At 70.9% G+C, this 16,992-nt stretch carries 12 protein-coding genes and 1 tRNA gene; 8 read left to right on the forward strand and 5 right to left on the reverse strand.

The window, feature by feature from the left end; translation table 11 throughout:
- Nucleotides 1-229: 229 nt before the first annotated feature.
- The 5 genes from QSK21_RS11850 to QSK21_RS11870 all read left to right on the forward strand — a co-directional run bounded on the left by QSK21_RS11850 (nucleotide 230) and on the right by QSK21_RS11870 (nucleotide 5,291).
- Entirely contained in the window at nucleotides 230-1,075 is an 846-nt protein-coding gene (locus QSK21_RS11850; RefSeq protein ID WP_285695605.1) for a uracil-DNA glycosylase, read from the forward strand.
- Nucleotides 1,076-1,347: 272 nt separating this feature from the next.
- Nucleotides 1,348-2,727: an NAD(P)/FAD-dependent oxidoreductase gene (locus tag QSK21_RS11855; RefSeq protein WP_285695606.1), complete on the forward strand. Its 1,380-nt coding sequence runs from the start codon at nucleotides 1,348-1,350 to the stop codon at nucleotides 2,725-2,727.
- Nucleotides 2,724-4,040: a class I SAM-dependent methyltransferase gene (locus QSK21_RS11860; protein ID WP_285695607.1), complete on the forward strand. Its 1,317-nt coding sequence runs from the start codon at nucleotides 2,724-2,726 to the stop codon at nucleotides 4,038-4,040. Before QSK21_RS11855 ends, QSK21_RS11860 begins: the two co-directional genes overlap by 4 nt.
- Nucleotides 4,041-4,279: 239 nt before the next feature.
- Nucleotides 4,280-4,352 (forward strand) — tRNA-Leu (locus QSK21_RS11865).
- A gap of 135 nt (nucleotides 4,353-4,487) precedes the next feature.
- Nucleotides 4,488-5,291, forward strand: a complete 804-nt coding sequence (locus tag QSK21_RS11870) for a Bax inhibitor-1/YccA family protein (protein ID WP_285695608.1) — start codon at nucleotides 4,488-4,490, stop codon at nucleotides 5,289-5,291.
- An 853-nt stretch (nucleotides 5,292-6,144) separates the two neighbouring features.
- Here the strand turns inward: QSK21_RS11870 and QSK21_RS11875 are convergent.
- The 4 genes from QSK21_RS11875 to QSK21_RS11890 all read right to left on the reverse strand — a co-directional run bounded on the left by QSK21_RS11875 (nucleotide 6,145) and on the right by QSK21_RS11890 (nucleotide 10,470).
- On the reverse strand, nucleotides 6,145-6,372 hold the full coding sequence (locus QSK21_RS11875) for a DUF4287 domain-containing protein (RefSeq protein ID WP_285695609.1): 228 nt from the start codon (nucleotides 6,370-6,372) through the stop codon (nucleotides 6,145-6,147).
- A gap of 173 nt (nucleotides 6,373-6,545) precedes the next feature.
- Entirely contained in the window at nucleotides 6,546-7,766 is a 1,221-nt protein-coding gene (locus tag QSK21_RS11880; RefSeq protein ID WP_285695610.1) for an acetyl-CoA C-acetyltransferase, read from the reverse strand.
- A gap of 206 nt (nucleotides 7,767-7,972) precedes the next feature.
- Entirely contained in the window at nucleotides 7,973-9,301 is a 1,329-nt protein-coding gene (locus tag QSK21_RS11885; RefSeq protein WP_285695611.1) for an outer membrane protein assembly factor BamB family protein, read from the reverse strand.
- 128 nt (nucleotides 9,302-9,429) lie between these two features.
- Entirely contained in the window at nucleotides 9,430-10,470 is a 1,041-nt protein-coding gene (locus QSK21_RS11890; RefSeq protein WP_285695703.1) for an SGNH/GDSL hydrolase family protein, read from the reverse strand.
- Nucleotides 10,471-10,661: 191 nt separating this feature from the next.
- Between QSK21_RS11890 and QSK21_RS11895 the strand changes: the two genes are divergently transcribed.
- Entirely contained in the window at nucleotides 10,662-12,071 is a 1,410-nt protein-coding gene (locus QSK21_RS11895) for a cystathionine beta-synthase (protein ID WP_285695613.1), read from the forward strand.
- 181 nt (nucleotides 12,072-12,252) lie between these two features.
- Here the strand turns inward: QSK21_RS11895 and QSK21_RS11900 are convergent, their stop codons facing one another.
- The gene (locus QSK21_RS11900; protein WP_285695614.1) at nucleotides 12,253-14,421 is read right to left on the reverse strand and encodes an MMPL family transporter; all 2,169 of its coding nucleotides are present in this window, start codon (nucleotides 14,419-14,421) and stop codon (nucleotides 12,253-12,255) included.
- A gap of 175 nt (nucleotides 14,422-14,596) precedes the next feature.
- Between QSK21_RS11900 and QSK21_RS11905 the strand changes: the two genes are divergently transcribed.
- Entirely contained in the window at nucleotides 14,597-15,757 is a 1,161-nt protein-coding gene (locus tag QSK21_RS11905; protein WP_285695615.1) for a cystathionine gamma-synthase, read from the forward strand.
- A gap of 109 nt (nucleotides 15,758-15,866) precedes the next feature.
- A complete protein-coding gene (locus QSK21_RS11910; RefSeq protein WP_285695617.1) occupies nucleotides 15,867-16,991 on the forward strand; it encodes an alpha/beta hydrolase in 1,125 nt (374 codons plus the stop codon).
- Nucleotide 16,992 lies beyond the last annotated feature (1 nt).

A 16,992-nucleotide genomic window follows, 5' to 3' on the forward strand; every position in this document is an offset into this window, starting at 1 on the left:
GGGGGGCGACCCCCCACACCCCCCGATAGAAGGGCACGACCGCCCTTCGGGCTCTCGGTCGGTCGTGTTTTCTGTGGGGGGCGACCCCCCACACCCCCCGATAGAAGGGCACGACCGCCCTTCGGGCTCTCGGTCGGTCGTGTTTTCTGTGGGGGGCGACCCCCACACCCCCGATGGATGGGCACGACCGCCCTCCGGGCGCTCGGTCGGTCGTGCGACCATCGCATTCATGACGAACGCTCAGCCGGACGCGGGAGGGCGGGCGCCGTTCGTGCCGCCTGGGACGGGGTGGCCCGGTGACCCCGCTACACCTGACACGCCCGTGGCGCGTACGGCGCAGGACGTGGTGGAGCTGGCGGCGGGCGCCTCGGGGCTGGCGGAACTGGCCGCCCGCGAGTCGGTGTGCAGGGCGTGTCCGCGGCTGGTGGAGTGGCGGGAACGGGTGGCCGTCGAGCGGCGTCGCGCGTACGCGAACGAGCGGTACTGGGGACGCCCCGTCCCGGGATGGGGCGAGGACGAGCCGCGCATCCTGCTCGTCGGTCTCGCCCCGGCGGCGCACGGCGGCAACCGCACGGGACGGATCTTCACCGGTGACCGGTCGGGCGACTGGCTGTTCGCCTCCCTGCACCGGGTGGGGCTGGCGAGCCTGCCCACCAGCGTCCACGCGGGCGACGGCCAACGGCTGATCGGGGTCAGGGTGGGCGCGACGGTCCGTTGCGCGCCGCCGGACAACAAGCCGACCCCTGAGGAGCGCGGCAGGTGCCAGCCGTGGCTGGCGCGTGAGGTGTCACTGGTCGCACCGTTCATGCGCTGCGTGGTCGTCCTTGGCGGGTACGCGTGGCAAGGCGTGTGGGCGGCGCTTCAGCAGGCCGGATATCAGGTGCCGCGTCCCAGGCCCGCGTTCGGCCATGGCAAGGAGGTGGAACTGGCGGCACCGGCCGGGAAGCCGTTGACCTTGCTGGGCTGCTACCACCCGTCCCAGCAGAACACCTTCACCGGGCGGGTCACCGAGCCGATGCTGGACGCCGTCTTCGCCCGCGCCCGCGAGCTCGCCGGGCTGCCGAAACCGGGGTGATCCCGCTCCCGGGAGCGGGGAGGGCCGCAGACATGCGAACGGCGGGGCAGGGCCTTGGCCAAGCGGCCGGGCTCGATCGCACCCCGCAGGCGATCGCCGTCCCGGCCGCTTGACGCCCCCGTCGGGCCCTGTCCCGCCGCCGTTCCCTCGATACATCCATGTGTGATGCGGGCAGGGGCCCGGGAGTTCGCGGCGGGCCGGGAAAAATGCCGGATTGCGGTGTTGGTGGCGCCTTGCGTGATCCGGGCCGTGTATCGGGTACCGCTCCGGGCATGGCTGCTGAACCAGCGAACACCACCCAGCACATCGTGATCGTCGGCGGTGGCTACGTCGGCATGTACACGGCGCTACGCCTGCAAACCCGGCTGCGGCGCGAGCTGAGGCGCGGCGAGGTCACCATCACGGTGATCGACCCCCATCCGTACATGACCTACCAGCCCTTCCTCCCGGAGGCCGCCGCGGGGAACCTGGAGCCCCGGCACGTGGTGGCCCCGCTGCGCCGCGTCCTGCGCCGCTGCCGCGTGCTCACCGGGCACGTGACCAGGATCGAGACCGCTCGCAGGGTGGTGGAGTTCTGCCCGGTCGGAGCGGAGATGAACACCGGCGCCGAGCAGATCGGCTACGACCGGCTGGTGGTGGCGGCCGGATCGGTCTCGCGGACGCTGCCGATCCCCGGCCTGGCCGAGAACGGCGTCGGCTTCAAGACCGTCGAAGAGGCCATCTACCTGCGCAACCATGTGATCCGCCAGCTCGACGGCGCCGCCTCCCTCAACTACCGCCATGACGGCTCCCAGCGGGCGGAGGCCGAGATCAAGGCCCGGCGCAGGGCGCTGACCTTCGTGTTCGTCGGGGCCGGCTTCGCCGGGATCGAGGCGATCGGCGAGCTGGAGGACATGGCCAGGGACATCTGCAAGTGGTACTCGGGCATCGACCCGGACGAGATGCGCTGGATCATGATCGAGGCCACCGAGCGGATCCTGCCCGAGGTGGGCCCGGAGATGGGGCGCTGGACGGCCGAGGCGCTGCGCGCCCGGGGCATCGAGGTCAGGACCGAGACGCTGGTGAAGTCGGCCGAGGACCGGCACATCGTGCTCAGCGACGGCGAGGAGTTCGACGCCAACACCCTGGTGTGGACGGCGGGCGTCAAGCCCCATCCGGTCGTGCACGAGGGCGACCTGCCGATCGACCGGCAGGGCCGGATCAAGGTCACCGCCGAGCTGACCGCCGAGGGTCTGGACGGGGTGTACGCCGCGGGCGACAACGCCGCCGTCCCGGACCTGACCAAGCCGGGCGAGTTCTGCGCGCCCAACGCCCAGAACGCCGTCCGCCAGGCCAGGCGGCTCGGCGACAACATCGTGGCCGACATACGCGGCAGGCGGCGCAAACCGTACCGACACGCCTACGCGGGCTCGGTGGCCAGTCTCGGCCTCCACAAGGGCGTGGCCAACGTGTACGGCCTGAAGATCCGGGGTTTCCCGGCATGGATGATGCATCGGACCTACCACCTGTCCCGGATGCCGACGGTGAACCGTAAAATTCGGATCACCGCCGACTGGACGCTCGCCGCGTTCTTCCGGCGCGAGATCGTCTCGATGGGAGAGCTGTCGCGGCCCCGGCACGAGTTCGAGTACGCGGCCGGCCGGCGGAGATGACGATCGGGGTCCTACTCGTCCGAGAGGAGGTGCTGCCGCTGATGCACGACGGTGTCGCCTCCCGGCTCGCCCCCCTGTTGAGCAAGATCATGCTGGGCGAGGAGTGGGACGGCGGGACCGCCTCCGACCTGCCGATCCAGGTACGGGCCTGGGACGGCAGCGTCATCGGCCCGCCGGGAGCGCCCGCGTTCGTGATCCGGCACCGCCGCGCGCTGCGGCGACTGCTGTGGAAGCCGGGCGAGATGGGGCTCGTCCGCGCCTATGTCGCGGGCGAACTGGACATCGAGGGCGACGTGTTCGCCGCGCTCGACGCCGTGCAGCGGGTGATGCGCAGCGGCGACGAGCAGATCCGGCTGAGCAGCGACGACAAGCGCGAGATCGTGCGTACCGCGGTGATGCTCGGCGCCGTCGGGCCCGAGCCCAAGCCGCCGCCCGAGGAGTTCCCCCCGGGGCGCCGAGGCGACCGCTCGTCCGGCCCGCTGACCGAGTCGGCCGCGTTCTTCGCCCGCATGCTCGGCACCGAGATGGCGCACTCCGGCGGCCTCTGGGACGAGGCGATCGACCTTGACGACGCCCAGCGGACCGCGCTGGAGAGCGTCACCGAACGGCTCTCCCTGTTCCAAGGGGCCCGTGTCCTCGACCTCAACGCCGGGTGGGGCGCGCTCGCCTGCCACCTCGCCGCCCGCCACGGCTGCCGCGTCGTCGCCCTGACCCGTACGCCCGAGCAGGCCGCCTACATCAAGGAACGCGCGGCCGGGCTCGGCGACCGCATCCAGGTGCTCGGCTGGGACCTGGACGAGGCGGGACGCGGCCCGTACGACGCGATCGTGGGGCTCACCGAGATCGAGCCCCTGGACCGGGACGCCGCCCGCCTGTACGAGCTGCTGGCCCCAGGCGGGCGGTTGGTGCTGCAACAGCCGGTGCGCCGGCCGGGGCCGCACCGCGTCCGCCGCACCTTCACCACGAGCTACATGTTCCCGGAGGACGGTGAGCTGCTGCCGCTCGGCGAGCTGATCGGCACCTTGGAGAACGCCGGCCTGGAGGTGCGCGGCGTCGCCGCCCTCCGCGAGCACCACGCCCGCACGCTCCGCGCCTGGGCCGCCAACCTTGAGCGGCACTGGGCCGAGTGCGTCGAGCTGGCCGGAATCGGCCGCGCCCGGGTCTGGCTTCTCTACTTGGCGGCCTCCGCGCTGGCCACCGAGAGCGGCCGGATCGGCGTCCATGAGATCCGCGCGATCCGCCGCGACCGCGACGGCCGGGCGGGCACCACCCTCGTCGAGGGCCGCTCGGTCCCGGGCCGGGTGGCCCCGTGACTATGCCTTTTTCGTGCGGTAATCGCCGTCGGTAGCGATATGGATACCGCCGATCGGTGGCGCGTTTCGCGGTAGGGCCGTCCAAGATCGGGAAGGTATCGCCGCGAGTTTCGGGGACGATCCACGGCACGGGGGGAGGGAAGCGACCGCCCGGGACGGGCCGCCCGATCCGGCGGAAAAGCGGTCCCGGCCGAATATCGGTTGTCTGGTAGTTCGATGTATCCCGGTATGATTACGCCGCCCCTGTAGCCCAATGGCAGAGGCAGGCTCCCTAAAAGAGCTTTTGTGTCGGTTCGAATCCGACCGGGGGCACCGCAGGCCCGGCGCCGTCACGCGCCGGGCCCGTTCTTTCCTACGGGCCGATACCGAGCCGACACCTTGCAGGAACCTCAACCAGGGCTCGGCCGTCTAGACTGATCAGGAAAGGTCGCCCCTCAGGAGGCATCCATGGAGAGCAGGAACCCCGCCTTCCGGGGTAACGCCTTCGGCCGGCAGACGGGCTGGCGCAGGGAGGAGAGTCTCCAGCCCGGCGCGCAGCCGTACATGTACGGCGCGCCGCCCGCGGCCCCTCCGGCCGTCCGCCCGATGACCCTTGACGACGTGGTGGTCCGCGGGTTCCTCACCCTGGCCACGCTGGTCGTCACGGCCGCCCTGGCCTGGGCGCTGATCCCGGTCGAGCTGGCCGTGCCGGTGCTGGTGGTCTCGGTGATCGCGTCGCTGGGCGTCTGGGCGTTCATCACCTTCGGGCGGAACGCCAAGGCCCCCCTGGTCATAGCGTTCGCCGCCCTGTACGGCGTGATGGTCGGCATCATCAGCCACGCCTACAACGACGTCTACCACGGCGTGGTGTTCCAGGCCGTGATCGGCACCGCGCTGGCGTTCGGCGCGATGCTCGCCGTCCACGCCCTACGCATCATCCGCGTCACGCCCAAGTTCGCCCGCTTCGTCATCGCCGCGGGCTTCGCCCTGATCGGCCTGATGCTGGTCAACCTCGTGGTCCAGCTCTTCGGCGGCGAGGACGGCATCGGCATCCGCGACCCGAGCAACCCGCTGGCCTACGTGTTCAGCGTCGTCGCGATCCTCGTGGGCTGCTTCTTCCTCCTGCTGGACTTCGACTCCATCGAGCAGGGCGTCCGCCACGGCGCACCGGAAACCTTCGCCTGGTACTGCGCCTTCGGCCTGGTCCTCAGCCTCGTCTGGATCTACCTGGAGCTCCTCCGCTTCCTCTCCTACTTCACCGGCAGAGACTGAGCTGTGTTTATTGCAAGCACGAGCTGCGCTCGTCGCTGGCGCTCCTCGCTTGTCGTGCTTGCGGCGATCGCTGCATCGCTTCGACTCGCCTAGGGGCTCGCTCCGCGATCAGGTTTCTCGCAGGCTCGAAACCTGCCTTCGGACGCGATCGCAACGCTTGAGCTTGTTGCGGGGCTGGGCTGTGGGCTGAGGTCGGTGAGCTTGCTTGTCCGCTCGAGGTCTGCCCTGCTCAGGGTGAAGCGGACCTCAAGGAAGGCAGTGGGAGAAACCGGATCGCGCACTGACTCGCCAGACGGGCCGCGAGGCACAACAAGCACAACCAGCAGCCCAGCCCCGCAGCGACCCTAACCGCCGCGATCGCGTCCGAAGGCGGATTCGAGCGAAGCGAGAATCTGAGCGCGGAGCGAGCCGCCGCGAGGAGCGCAGCTAGCGCCCGCCAATGAACACAGTCGCACCCACCTCAGCCCCCAACCCCAGCCACGAACGGTCGCTCAAGCGTTGCGATCGCGTCCGAAGGCAGGGGCGAGCGCGAGCGAGACCCTGATCGCGGAGCGAGCCCCTGGGCGAGTCGGAGCGATGCAGCGATCGCCGCAAGCACGACAAGCGACGAGCCGCCAGGCGAGGAGCGCAGCTCGTGCTTGCAATAAACACAGCACCCACCTCAGCCCGTTGCCCCAGCCCCGAACGGCGGCCAGGCGTTGCGATCGCGTCCGAAGGCAGTTCCGAGCTTGCGAGGAACTGATCGCGGAGCTCGCCTCTAGGCGAGTCGGAGCGATGCAGCGATCGCCGCAAGCACGACAAGCGACGAGCCGCCAGGCGAGGAGCGCAGCTCGTGCTTGCCAATAAACACAGCTCAGTAGTGGCGTGCGCGGCGGGTGCGTTCGTGTTCGCGGACCAGGGCGGCGGCGTAGCCATGCGAGAGGCCGTGTTCGTCGGCGAGCCAGTTGCTGCGCTCGTCGCAGCGGACGAAGCTTGGGCCGTTCTCGATGGTGGTGAACCACTCGGGGATGTCACGTCCTGTGACTTGCGGAATGCGTGCGATGAGCTTGCTGTGCGTCTCCGGCGAGTGGTTCAGTGACAATTGGCACCTCCAGGTCGCGGGGCTCCTTCCTGCCGACTCTGCAACAGGAGCGGGGATGTGACAACCCCCTAACGCGGACCTATCCATGACGTTACGTGGATCATTCGTAACGTGATGGCCCCGGTGAACGCGCAGGTGGCCCGGGCGGGGTGCCCGGGCCACGGGTGGCGGGCTCAGCTCAGCCGCTCGACGATCATCGCCATGCCCTGGCCGCCGCCGACGCACATGGTCTCGAGGCCGAACTGCTTGTCGTGGAAGGCCAGCGAGTTGACGAGGGTGGACGTGATGCGGGCGCCGGTCATGCCGAAGGGGTGGCCGACGGCGATGGCGCCGCCGTTGACGTTGAGCTTGTCGATGTCGATGCCGAGGTCTTCGGCGGACGGCAGCACCTGCGCGGCGAACGCCTCGTTGATCTCGACGAGGTCGATGTCGTCGATGGTCATGCCCGCCTTGGCGAGGGCCTGCTTGGACGCGCCGACGGGGCCGAGCCCCATGATCTCGGGGGAGAGGCCGGTGACGCCGGTGGACACGATGCGGGCGAGCGGGGTGATGCCGAGTTCGGCGGCCTTGGTGTCGCTCATGATGACGACGGCGGCGGCGCCGTCGTTCAGCGGGCAGCAGTTGCCGGCGGTGACGGTTCCGTCGGGCCTGAACACGGGCTGGAGGGCGGCGACCTTCTCGTAGGTGGTGCCGGGACGGGGGCCGTCGTCCTTGCTGATGACGGTGCCGTCGGGGAGTGTGACCGGGGTGATGTCCTTCTCCCAGAAGCCGTTGCTCAGCGCTTTCTCGGCCAGGTTCTGGGAGCGGACGCCGAACTCGTCCTGCGCCTTGCGGGAGACTCCGCGGATCTGCGCGACGTTCTCCGCGGTCTGGCCCATCGCGATGTAGATGTCGGGGAGGTCGCCGTCTTCGCGGGGGTCGCGCCAGGTCTCGGCGCCGCCTTCGGCGCGCTTGGCGGTGCGGGCCTCCGCGTCCGCGAACACCGGGTTCTGGGTGTCGGGGAGGCCGTCGCTGCTGCCCTTGGAGAACCGGCTGACGGTCTCCACCCCGGCCGAGATGATGACGTCGGCCTCGCCGGCCTTGATGGCGTGGAAGGCCATCCGGGTGGTCTGGAGGGACGACGAGCAGTACCGGGTGATGGTGGCGCCGGGCACGTCGTCCCAGCCGAGCAGCACCGAGACGACCCTGGCCATGTTGTAGCCCTGTTCGCCGCCGGGCAGGCCGCAGCCCAGCAGCAGGTCGTCGACCTGGGACGGCTCCAGTTGCGGGACCTTGGCCATGGCGGCCTTGACCATCTGGACGGCCAGGTCGTCGGGACGGATGTCCTTCAGCGACCCTTTGAACGCGCGGCCGATCGGCGAGCGCGCGGTGGCGACGATGACTGCCTCGGGCATGTGGATCTCCCTGGATCGAGCGACCTGTGTCCGGCTCGCGGTGCTACTCGCCGGTCATTTCCCGCAATGTAACGTGCGTGCCGGGTTCGTCCAGAGGGCAGGTCCCGGAAAGGCCCGCACTGTGTGGCCGGGCTCCGCTGTGACGTCCTCTGCCTTGTGGCGTGGCACATGCCCATCGTCCAGGCGGGTCTTATAGGGGCTCTTATCTACATGCCGTACATGCCGGGCGCGCTGCCTTCGGTGTCGTGGATGCCGTGCAGGGCGCCACGTTCGTCCCGCCATACCCGCCAGCCGCCGGACGACCCGGTGTACCAGGCGGGCGGTGCCCCGGGGGACGTGACGCGGCGGCCGGTGGAGATGTCGTACGCGCACAGCGACGCGACCGGGTAGAACCCGCGCTGGCCGGTGATCTTCAGCGGGGGCGGGTTCAGGTCGCAGAACGTCCAGCCGCGCGTGCCCCCGCCGGTGACCTTGGCGCCGTCCCGCAGCCGGTAGGCGGGGCCGGGCCTGTCCTGGACGACGAATCCGAGCGTGGACAGGTCGGGCGGGAACGACAGCTTCCACGGCGGCTTCGGCGCCCTGTCCGCGGGCAGGGTCGTCATGGTACGGCCGGTGAGCGGGTCGATCCGCTCGAAGCCGCCGGCGCCGCCCCGGCCGGTGAAGCTTCGGGCGAACAGGGCGACGGCGGGGTTGGCGCTGGGGTAGACGCGGACCATCCGTTCGCGTGTCCACAGCGGCTTCCCGTCCGACAGGCGCAGCCCGAAGAAGCCGTAGGGCGACAGCCGCCCGCGCTTGCGCGGCTTGTAGGGCGCCATGTGGCCGACGAGCACGTCGTCGGCGGGTGCCACTCCGAAGGTCCAGCCGCCGGCGAAGCTGACGCCCCGTCCCAGGGCGCGGTCCACCGGGAACTTCCACAGGGCCTTGCCGGTACGCGGGTGGCGCGCCTCAAGGGAGGGTCTGCGCGTCATCCGGAACAGCACGATCCGTGCGGGGTCGGCGTGCTCGACCTCGGCGATGCCGGGTGTCGCCCACCGGGCGCGGCCGGTGGCGGGGTCCAGCGCGACGAACCGTGACTCCTTCATGGACGTGGCCTCCGACAGGCACACGTCCGTCCCGCAGCGCGCCGGGCCGAGCGTCGAGGAGACGGGGCGGGTCCATCTCTCGGTGCCGGTACGGGCGTCCCGCGCGGTGAGCGTGGCGAGCCGCCGGTCGGTCCTGGGCGGCTCCACCGCCACCACCAGCCCGGAGCCGGGGGGGCCGGCGATGGCGGGCGGCTGGACGCCCATGCCCGCGGGGCGCCCCACCATGGTCGCGGGGTGGGACCACAGCCGCGCCCCTGTGGCCAGGTCGAACGCAACGGTCTCCAGCGTGCCGTCGGGACGCAGCCCGGTCACCGCGGCCACGCCCGCGCCCGCGACGGGACGGCTGACGGCGTTGGTCCCGGACCCCGCCCACGCCCGCGCGTTCCCGGCATGGTCGTCCCCGGAAGGGGAACAGCCCGCCGCCCCCGCCGCCATGAAGATCACCGCCGCCACGAAAAGTCGCGAATCGGATGCGAAAAGTAGCCGGCAGTGGGTGTGCGAAGACATGAATCGAGTTCCCCCTGGAATGGCCGGAGAAAGGCGGAAGAAAGGCGGTCATGGGTGGCCCGGGCGGGCCGGGGTCAGGCGGCTCCCGGTGTCATTGCGGTAGCACCGCCGGACTCGCCCGGGTGGGCGTCCCCGTCCTCGGAACGGTCGACGCCGCGGCGCCGCAGCAGCGTGGCCCAGCGTCCCCGCGGACCGCGCTCGCGGCCGGCGACCCGGGCGCCGGAGACCTCCATGCCGGGCTCCTCGGCGGCCTCGGCCGCCGCGAGGTAGACCGGCAGGATGCCCTGGCCGGGACGGAAGCCGGGGAGGGACTCCAGGTCGGGCTCCAGCCCCAGCGCGGCCGCCATCGACGGCAGCATCGCGGCGGCCGCGGCGGCGTAGCCCCGCGCGGACGGGTGGTAGCGGTCGGCGCTGAACATCTCCAGCGGGTCGGCCGCGAACTCCCGTCCCAGCAGGTCGCCGATCGACACCGACCGGGCGCCGCGCTCGACCGCCACGATGGTCTGGGCGGCGGCGAGCTGGCGGCTGGCGCGCCGAGCGAACCACCGCAGCGGCTGCATCAGCGGCTTCACCGAGCCGAGGTCGGGGCAGGTGCCCACAACCACCTCGCAGCCGGTCGCGCGGAGCCGCTGGACCGCGGCGGCCAGGTGCCGGATCGACTCGCCCGCCGGCACCCGGTTGGTGACGTCATTGGCGCCGATCATGATGACGGCGATGGCGGGCCGGGCCTTCAGCGCCCGCGTCACCTGCTCGGCCAGCGCCTCGGAGCGGGCGCCCGAGCGGGCCACGTTGGTGAGCCGCACCGGCCGTCCCGAGATGGACGACAGCCCGGTGGCCAGCAGCGCCGCCGGGGTCTCCTCGGGCGTGTGGACGCCGAGCCCGGCGGCGGTGGAGTCGCCCAGGACGACGAAGGAGAGCGGCTCACCCGGCAGGCCCTTGCCGTAGACGCCGTCGGCGACGGGGGGATCGCCGTTGGGCGTGGCAAGAATGATCTTCCTGGCGAGCTTGGCCTCCACCACCAGCAACCCGAAGGTGAGGCCGCCGACCACGGTCAGCCCGCCGCCTCCATACGCCGCGGCCGTCGCGATGCGCCGTGCCGTGAACGCCCTCAGCATTGCCATTGCCGTCGACCCTCCGTGACCATCCGGAACCGATCCCGACCTTGGTGAGCCGTCCGCGGCGCCCAGTGGGCTACCGTCGGAAATTGAAATCTATCCGACTTCACTTCCTCCTTCTCCGCAGGACACGCGCCTGTTACGGGGATCGCAGGGGGATGGGACACGGCAGCTACACAAGGGACATCGCGGTGCGCGTACACGATTCGCTGGTCGAGCTGATGGGTGACACCCCGCTCGTCCGGCTGCGCAAGGTGACCGGCCAGGGCCGGGCCGAAGGCGGGGGGCCGCAGGTGCTGGCCAAGGTGGAGTACTTCAACCCCGGAGGGTCGGTGAAGGACCGGATCGCGGTCCGGATGATCGAGGCCGCGGAGCGGTCGGGCGAGCTGCGCCCCGGCGGCACGATCGTCGAGCCGACCTCGGGCAACACCGGGGTGGGGCTGGCGATCGTCGCGCAGGAACGCGGCTACCGGTGTGTCTTCGTGTGCCCCGACAAGGTCGCCAAGGACAAGCTGGACGTGCTGCGCGCGTACGGCGCCGAGGTGGTGGTGTGCCCGTCGGCGGTGTCGCCGGATCATCCCGACTCCTACTATTCGGTCTCCGACCGGCTGGCGGCCGAGATCCCCGGCGCGTGGAAGCCCGACCAGTACCGCAACGAGAACAACCCGCGCTCGCACTACGAGACGACCGGCCCGGAGATCTGGGAGCAGACCGAGGGCAAGGTGACCCACTTCGTCGCGGGCATCGGCACCGGCGGCACGATCAGCGGCGCGGGCCGCTACCTCAAGGAGGTGTCGGGCGGCTCGGTCAAGGTGATCGGCGTCGATCCGGAGGGCTCGGTGTACTCGGGCGGCACCGGACGGCCGTACCTCACCGAGGGCGTCGGCGAGGACATCTGGCCCGACACCTACGACCGGACGATCTGCGACGAGGTCATCGCGGTGTCCGACAAGGACTCGTTCCTGATGACGCGCCGGCTGGCGCGCGAGGAGGCGCTGCTGGTCGGCGGGTCCTGCGGGATGGCGGTGGTCGCGGCGCTGCGGCTGGCGGCCCGGCTCTCCGAGGGGGAGAAGGCGTCGGACGCGGTGATCGTGGTCCTGCTGCCGGACGGCGGCCGCGGCTATCTCTCCAAGATCTTCAACGATGACTGGATGGCCGACTACGGCTTCCTCACCCCGTCCACCGAGGAGGCCAGGATCGGTGAGGTGCTGACCCGCAAGGGCGGGACGCTGCCGGAGTTCGTGCACGTCCACCCGGAGGAGAGCGTGGAGACCGCGATCGCGGTGATGCGCGAGTACGAGGTGTCGCAGCTTCCGGTGATGAAGCAGGAGCCGCCGGTGATGGCGGCCGAGGTGATCGGCTCGATCGTGGAGCGGGACCTGCTGGACGCCCTGGTCAGGAACCGGGCCCGGCTGGACGACCCGGTCGAGGCGCACATGTCCTCGCCGCTGCCGATCGTGGGGTCGGGGGAGCCTGTGAGCAAGGCGGTGACGGCGCTGGAGAGCGCGGGCGCCGCGGTGGTGCTGGTGGAGGGCAAGCCCAAGGGCCTGGTCACCCGCCAGGACCTGATCACCTTCCTGGCCAATTCCGCCAAACGCTAGCCCGGCGGCCCGGCGTCCCGCCCGCCCGGAACGGCGAAGCGCCGGAGACCCGCGGCCTCCGGCGCTTCCTCTCTCTATCTTTATCTCTCTCTGAGGAGTCGGGTTGCGGTCCGCGGCCTTGTGGGCGGCTTTCCGGACCGCGGTTCCCGCAACCCGACGTCTGGGGGGACGGCGGTGAGCCCTAGCGGCCCATCCCCGAGGGTTCGTACTCGTCCTTGCGGAGGACGGGGGGCTCACCGGACGGCCGGTCGGGCTCGTCGCCGTGGCCGGGCCACCACGCCTTGTGCCCCAGCATGGCGGTCAGGCCGGGCACCAGGAAGGTCGACATCACGAAGGCCGACAGGGCGATGCCGATCGCGACCGAGAAGCCGATCTGCTGGAGCATCGACACCGGGGCCAGCACCATGACGGAGAACGTCCCGGCGAGGATCAGCCCGGCCGCGGCGACCGTGGGCCCGCCGTGCTCGACCGCCAGCGCGGCGGCCTTGCGCGGCTCGTTGCCCTCCCTGGCCTCCTCGCGCAGCCGCGCGGTCATCAGGATGTTGTAGTCGGTCCCGATCGCCAGGACGAACAGGTAGAGCACGATCGGCAACTGGAAGCTGACCCCCGGCTCGCCCATGGCGCCCTGGAAGACGTACACCGCGGAGCCGAGCGTGGCGGTGAAGCCCAGCAGCACGGCCACGACCAGGTAGATCGGCGCGACCAGCGACCTCAGCAGCAGGGCCAGGATCAGCGCGATCAGCACCGCCGCCACCGGCAGGATCACCGACAGGTCCCGGTTGTTGACCGCGTTGATGTCGGCGAAGATCGCCGTCTGGCCGCCGACGTAGGCCCGCACGCCGTCGGGCGCGGCCTTGTGCACGGCCGGTGTGAGGTCGTCCTTGACGAGGCTGATCGACTCGTTGGACATCGGGTTGTCCTTGAGCAGCAGGTCGACCCGCGCCACGGACCTGTCCTGGGTGCCCGGCACGCCCGGCCGGACCTGCCCGACGCCCGGCGCGCCCTTGGCCTGCGCGCTGAACTCGTCGATCTGCCGCTGCGAGATCGGCTGCCCGTTCTCGGTCTTGAGGAAGACCTGCACCGGGGTGGTGAGGCCGGGCGGGAAGCCCTTCTGCAGGTCCTTGGTGGCCTGCGCGGACTCGGTGTCCTGCGGGAAGCCGGCCGCGAAGTCGTAGTCGGCCTTGAACCCGAACACGCCCGCCGCGAGGGCGACCATCAGACCGCCGGAGACCAGGGCGACCAGGGCGGGACGCCGGCCCACCGTCCGGCCGATGGCCGCCGCCCCCGAGCTCTTGGGCTGCTTCTTCCACGCCTTGGACGGCCAGAACACCGCGGGGCCGAGCAGCACGATGATCGCCGGGAACAGGGTGAGGGACGTGACGCCCATCACCGCGACGGCGATGGCGAGTGACGGGCCCAGCGCGCTGAACCCGCCGAAGGCGGCCAGCAGCAGCACCAGGAAGCTGACCGCGATCGCGGCGGCGGCCGAGGTGATGACCTCGCCGACCCGCTCCAGCGAGGTCGTCATGGCGGTCCGCTTGTCGTCGCCCGCGCGCAGCCGCTCGCGGAACCGGAACATCAGGAACAGGTAGTAGTCGGCGCCGATGCCGAACAGCACGATCAGGATGATCGTGGACAGGCTCTGGTCGCCGGAGAAGTCGAAGATCTTCGAGGCGATCCCGATCACGCCCATCGCGACCTGCATGGTCACCGAGATCACCAGGATCGGCAGCAGCGCCGCCAGCGGGGCCCGGAAGATCAGCAGGATCAGGCCGATGATCAGCACGAAGGTGGCGATGCCGACGATCTCGAAGGACTGGTTGAAGGAGTCCTCGTTGTCCACCCAGCCGGCCACGTCACCGCCGACCTTGGCCTCCAGGCCGGTGCCGTTCAGCTGGGTTTTCAGATCGGCGCGGATCTCCTTGACCGCGTCGGACTGCTTGGTCTGGGCCTCGCTGTCGAACCCCTTCATCGGCACGGCGACGACCTGGACGGCCTTGTTCGGCGCCACGGTCTCGGGACCGGCCATGAAGCCCTGCACCGTCTCGGGCTTGTCGGCGTTCAGGGTCTGGGCGATCTGGCCCACCTTGGCGGTGTCCGCGGCGGTCAGCAGCGCCCCGTCGGAGCGCTTGACCACGATCAGGGCGGAGGTGTCCTCCTGCTGGGGGAAGGCCCTCTGGGCGATGTCCATCGCCTGGACGGACTCATACGACGAGGGCAGGAAGTCGCCCTGGTCGGACTCGGTGGACAGCTGGGGTGAGAAGGCGATGATGGCGACCGCGGCGACCAGCCAGGCCACGATCGTCCACCACGGGTGTCTCACGACGGCGCGCGCCAACCGTGCGAACATGCGACATCCTTCGGAAAGACTCGGTGGGAATGGAGTACTCCAGGTTCGAGTACCTTTCACACGGTAGAGATCGGCGGGCTCTTTGGGGTCAACCCGGGTACCGAAATGCCGGGTGATACCTGCGGTGGACGGTCTCCTCCTCCAGGAGGGGAGACCGGTGGATAGCCTCGTGCCTATGGACAAGGACGTTCACCAGGGTTTCGAGACCCTGGCCATACATGCAGGTCAGGAACCTGACCTGACCACGGGGGCGGTCGTCCCGCCGATTCACCAGGCCTCCACCTACAAGCAGGACGGTGTGGGGCTGCTGCGGGGCGGCTACGAATACTCGCGGGCGGGCAATCCGACGCGTACCGCTCTGGAGGTGTGCCTGGCGGAGGTCGAGGGGGGAGCACGGGGGCTGGCGTTCGCGTCCGGGCTCGCGGCGGAGGACACCCTCCTGCGCGCGCTGTGCCGTCCCGGCGATCACGTGATCATCCCTGGCGACGCGTACGGCGGGACGTACCGGCTGTTCACCAAGGTGGCCGAGCCCTGGGGCCTGGTGCACGACCCGGTGCCGCTGGGCGACGTGGACGCGGTACGGGCCGCGGTCCGCCCGGAGACCAAGATCATTTGGGTGGAGACCCCGACCAACCCGCTGCTGGGCATCGCCGACCTCGCCGCGCTGGCGTCCGTCGCGCACGAGGCGGGCGCCCTGCTGGTGGTCGACAACACCTTCGCCTCGCCGTACCTCCAGCGCCCGCTGGCCCTGGGCGCGGACGTGGTCATGCATTCCACGACCAAGTACATCGGCGGGCACTCGGACACGGTCGGCGGGGCGCTGGTCACGGCCTCGGCCGAGCTGGGGGAGCGGCTGGCCTACTACCAGAACGCCATGGGCGGCGTCGCCGGGCCGTTCGACTGCTGGCTGGCGCTGCGCGGGCTCAAGACCCTCGGCGTGCGGATGGACCGGCACTGCGCCAACGCGACGGCCGTCGCCGACATGCTTTCGGGACGCGAGGAGGTCCGCTCGGTGCTGTACCCGGGGCTGCCAGAGCACCCCGGCCACGGCATCGCCGCCAAGCAGATGAAGGCGTTCGGGGGGATGGTGTCGTTCCGGATGGGCTCCGAGGAGGAGGCCGTGCGGGTCTGCGAGTCCACGAAGCTGTTCATCCTCGGCGAGTCGCTGGGCGGGGTGGAGTCGCTGATCGAGCATCCGGGCCGGATGACCCACGCCTCGGCCAAGGGGTCCCCGCTGGAGGTCCCCGGGGACCTGGTGCGGCTGTCGGTCGGCATCGAGGACGTGGACGACCTGCTCCGCGACCTGGAGCGCGCGATCACCGCGGCCACCCGGTGACCGGCCGCCGTGCCCGGCCCTGACCGGATCTTTGACCGCTCCGTACCGGGCGATTCGGGTGGCTTTGCCCGCCGCTAGGTGATCAAGGCTTTATGATATGGCACGCCGGGTGTCCGATGAGAAGGGACCGGGAGTGCGCAAAGTTCTGGTCTGCGGGGCGGCGTTCGCCGCGACGTGCATCTCCGCCGTGGCGGCGTCCGGCGCGGCGGGAGCCGCTCCGCCGGTGCCGGCACCGGGGTCCTCGTCGTCCGCCTCGCCCGGCCAGGGCGACGGACCGGGGACGCAGGCCCCGTCCGGCTCGCCGGGCTCCTCCGGCCCGTCGGCGACCGCACAGGCCGGGAACGGGCAGTCGTCCGCCCCCGACCCCGTCGTGTCGACCCGGGCCGTCATGGTGACGCCCAAGCTGCCCAGGACCGCCACGTACGCCTACGGCATCCACCCGCGCCAGCGCCTCGACGTCTACTGGCAGGACACCACACCCGAGGGCCAGGACGACGACGCGGCGACGCGGCAGGCGCGCGGGACCGCGCCCACCCCGGCGGTGCTGCTCTTCCACGGCGGTTCGTGGATCGGCGGGGACAAGTCGGGCTGGAAGTACTTCGCACGCCGCCTCACCGCGCAGGGCTACACGGTCTTCGCCGCCAACTACCGGCTCGCGACGCAGGCGCCCTGGCCCGCGCAGCGGGACGACGCCATGGCGGCCCTGACCTACGTCAAGCGGCACGCGGTCAGGTGGAACGTGGACCCGGACCGTGTCGCGGTGATGGGGTCGTCCGCCGGCGGCCTGCTGGCGAGCCAGCTCGCCACCTACGGCGAGGGCGGCACGCGGGTCCGCGGCGCCGTGTCCCTGTCACCGGTGAACATCCCGTACCTGGCCTACCAGGCGGGCGAGAAGCCGGACGCCACGAGAAGCCAGCGCAGCCTGCGCCGCGCGGTCGTGAAACTGCTGGGCTGCGTGCCCGTCGAGACCGACCCCGACTGCATGGCGCAGGCCGAGGACACCAACACCATCAGCCATGTCTCCCCGGGCGACGCGCCGATGCTGCTGCTGCACTACAAGGACGAGTTCGTCCCGCCCGCGCAGAGCACCGGCCTGGCCGCCGCCCTACGCGGGGTCGGCCTGGACGCGAGCGTCAAGGTGTATCCGGGCAGGCAGCACGCGACGGCGCTGCTGAACGAGGAGACCGCCGTCCCGCTGATCATCTCCTGGCTCAAGGAGCGCACCGCCCCGTGAG

It is taken from the genome of Actinomadura sp. NBRC 104412 (assembly GCF_030269515.1).
Classification (GTDB): domain Bacteria; phylum Actinomycetota; class Actinomycetes; order Streptosporangiales; family Streptosporangiaceae; genus Spirillospora.

Bases quoted from the DNA above. Each gene is read 5' to 3' on its own strand.
- QSK21_RS11850 (WP_285695605.1), top strand. From the start codon at position 230: ATGACGAACGCTCAGCCGGACGCGGGAGGGCGGGCGCCGTTCGTGCCG.
- QSK21_RS11855 (WP_285695606.1), top strand. From the start codon at position 1,348: ATGGCTGCTGAACCAGCGAACACCACCCAGCACATCGTGATCGTCGGC.
- QSK21_RS11860 (WP_285695607.1), top strand. From the start codon at position 2,724: ATGACGATCGGGGTCCTACTCGTCCGAGAGGAGGTGCTGCCGCTGATG.
- QSK21_RS11870 (WP_285695608.1), top strand. From the start codon at position 4,488: ATGGAGAGCAGGAACCCCGCCTTCCGGGGTAACGCCTTCGGCCGGCAG.
- QSK21_RS11880 (WP_285695610.1), bottom strand. From the start codon at position 7,766: ATGCCCGAGGCAGTCATCGTCGCCACCGCGCGCTCGCCGATCGGCCGC.
- QSK21_RS11890 (WP_285695703.1), bottom strand. From the start codon at position 10,470: ATGCTGAGGGCGTTCACGGCACGGCGCATCGCGACGGCCGCGGCGTAT.
- QSK21_RS11900 (WP_285695614.1), bottom strand. From the start codon at position 14,421: ATGTTCGCACGGTTGGCGCGCGCCGTCGTGAGACACCCGTGGTGGACG.
- QSK21_RS11905 (WP_285695615.1), top strand. From the start codon at position 14,597: ATGGACAAGGACGTTCACCAGGGTTTCGAGACCCTGGCCATACATGCA.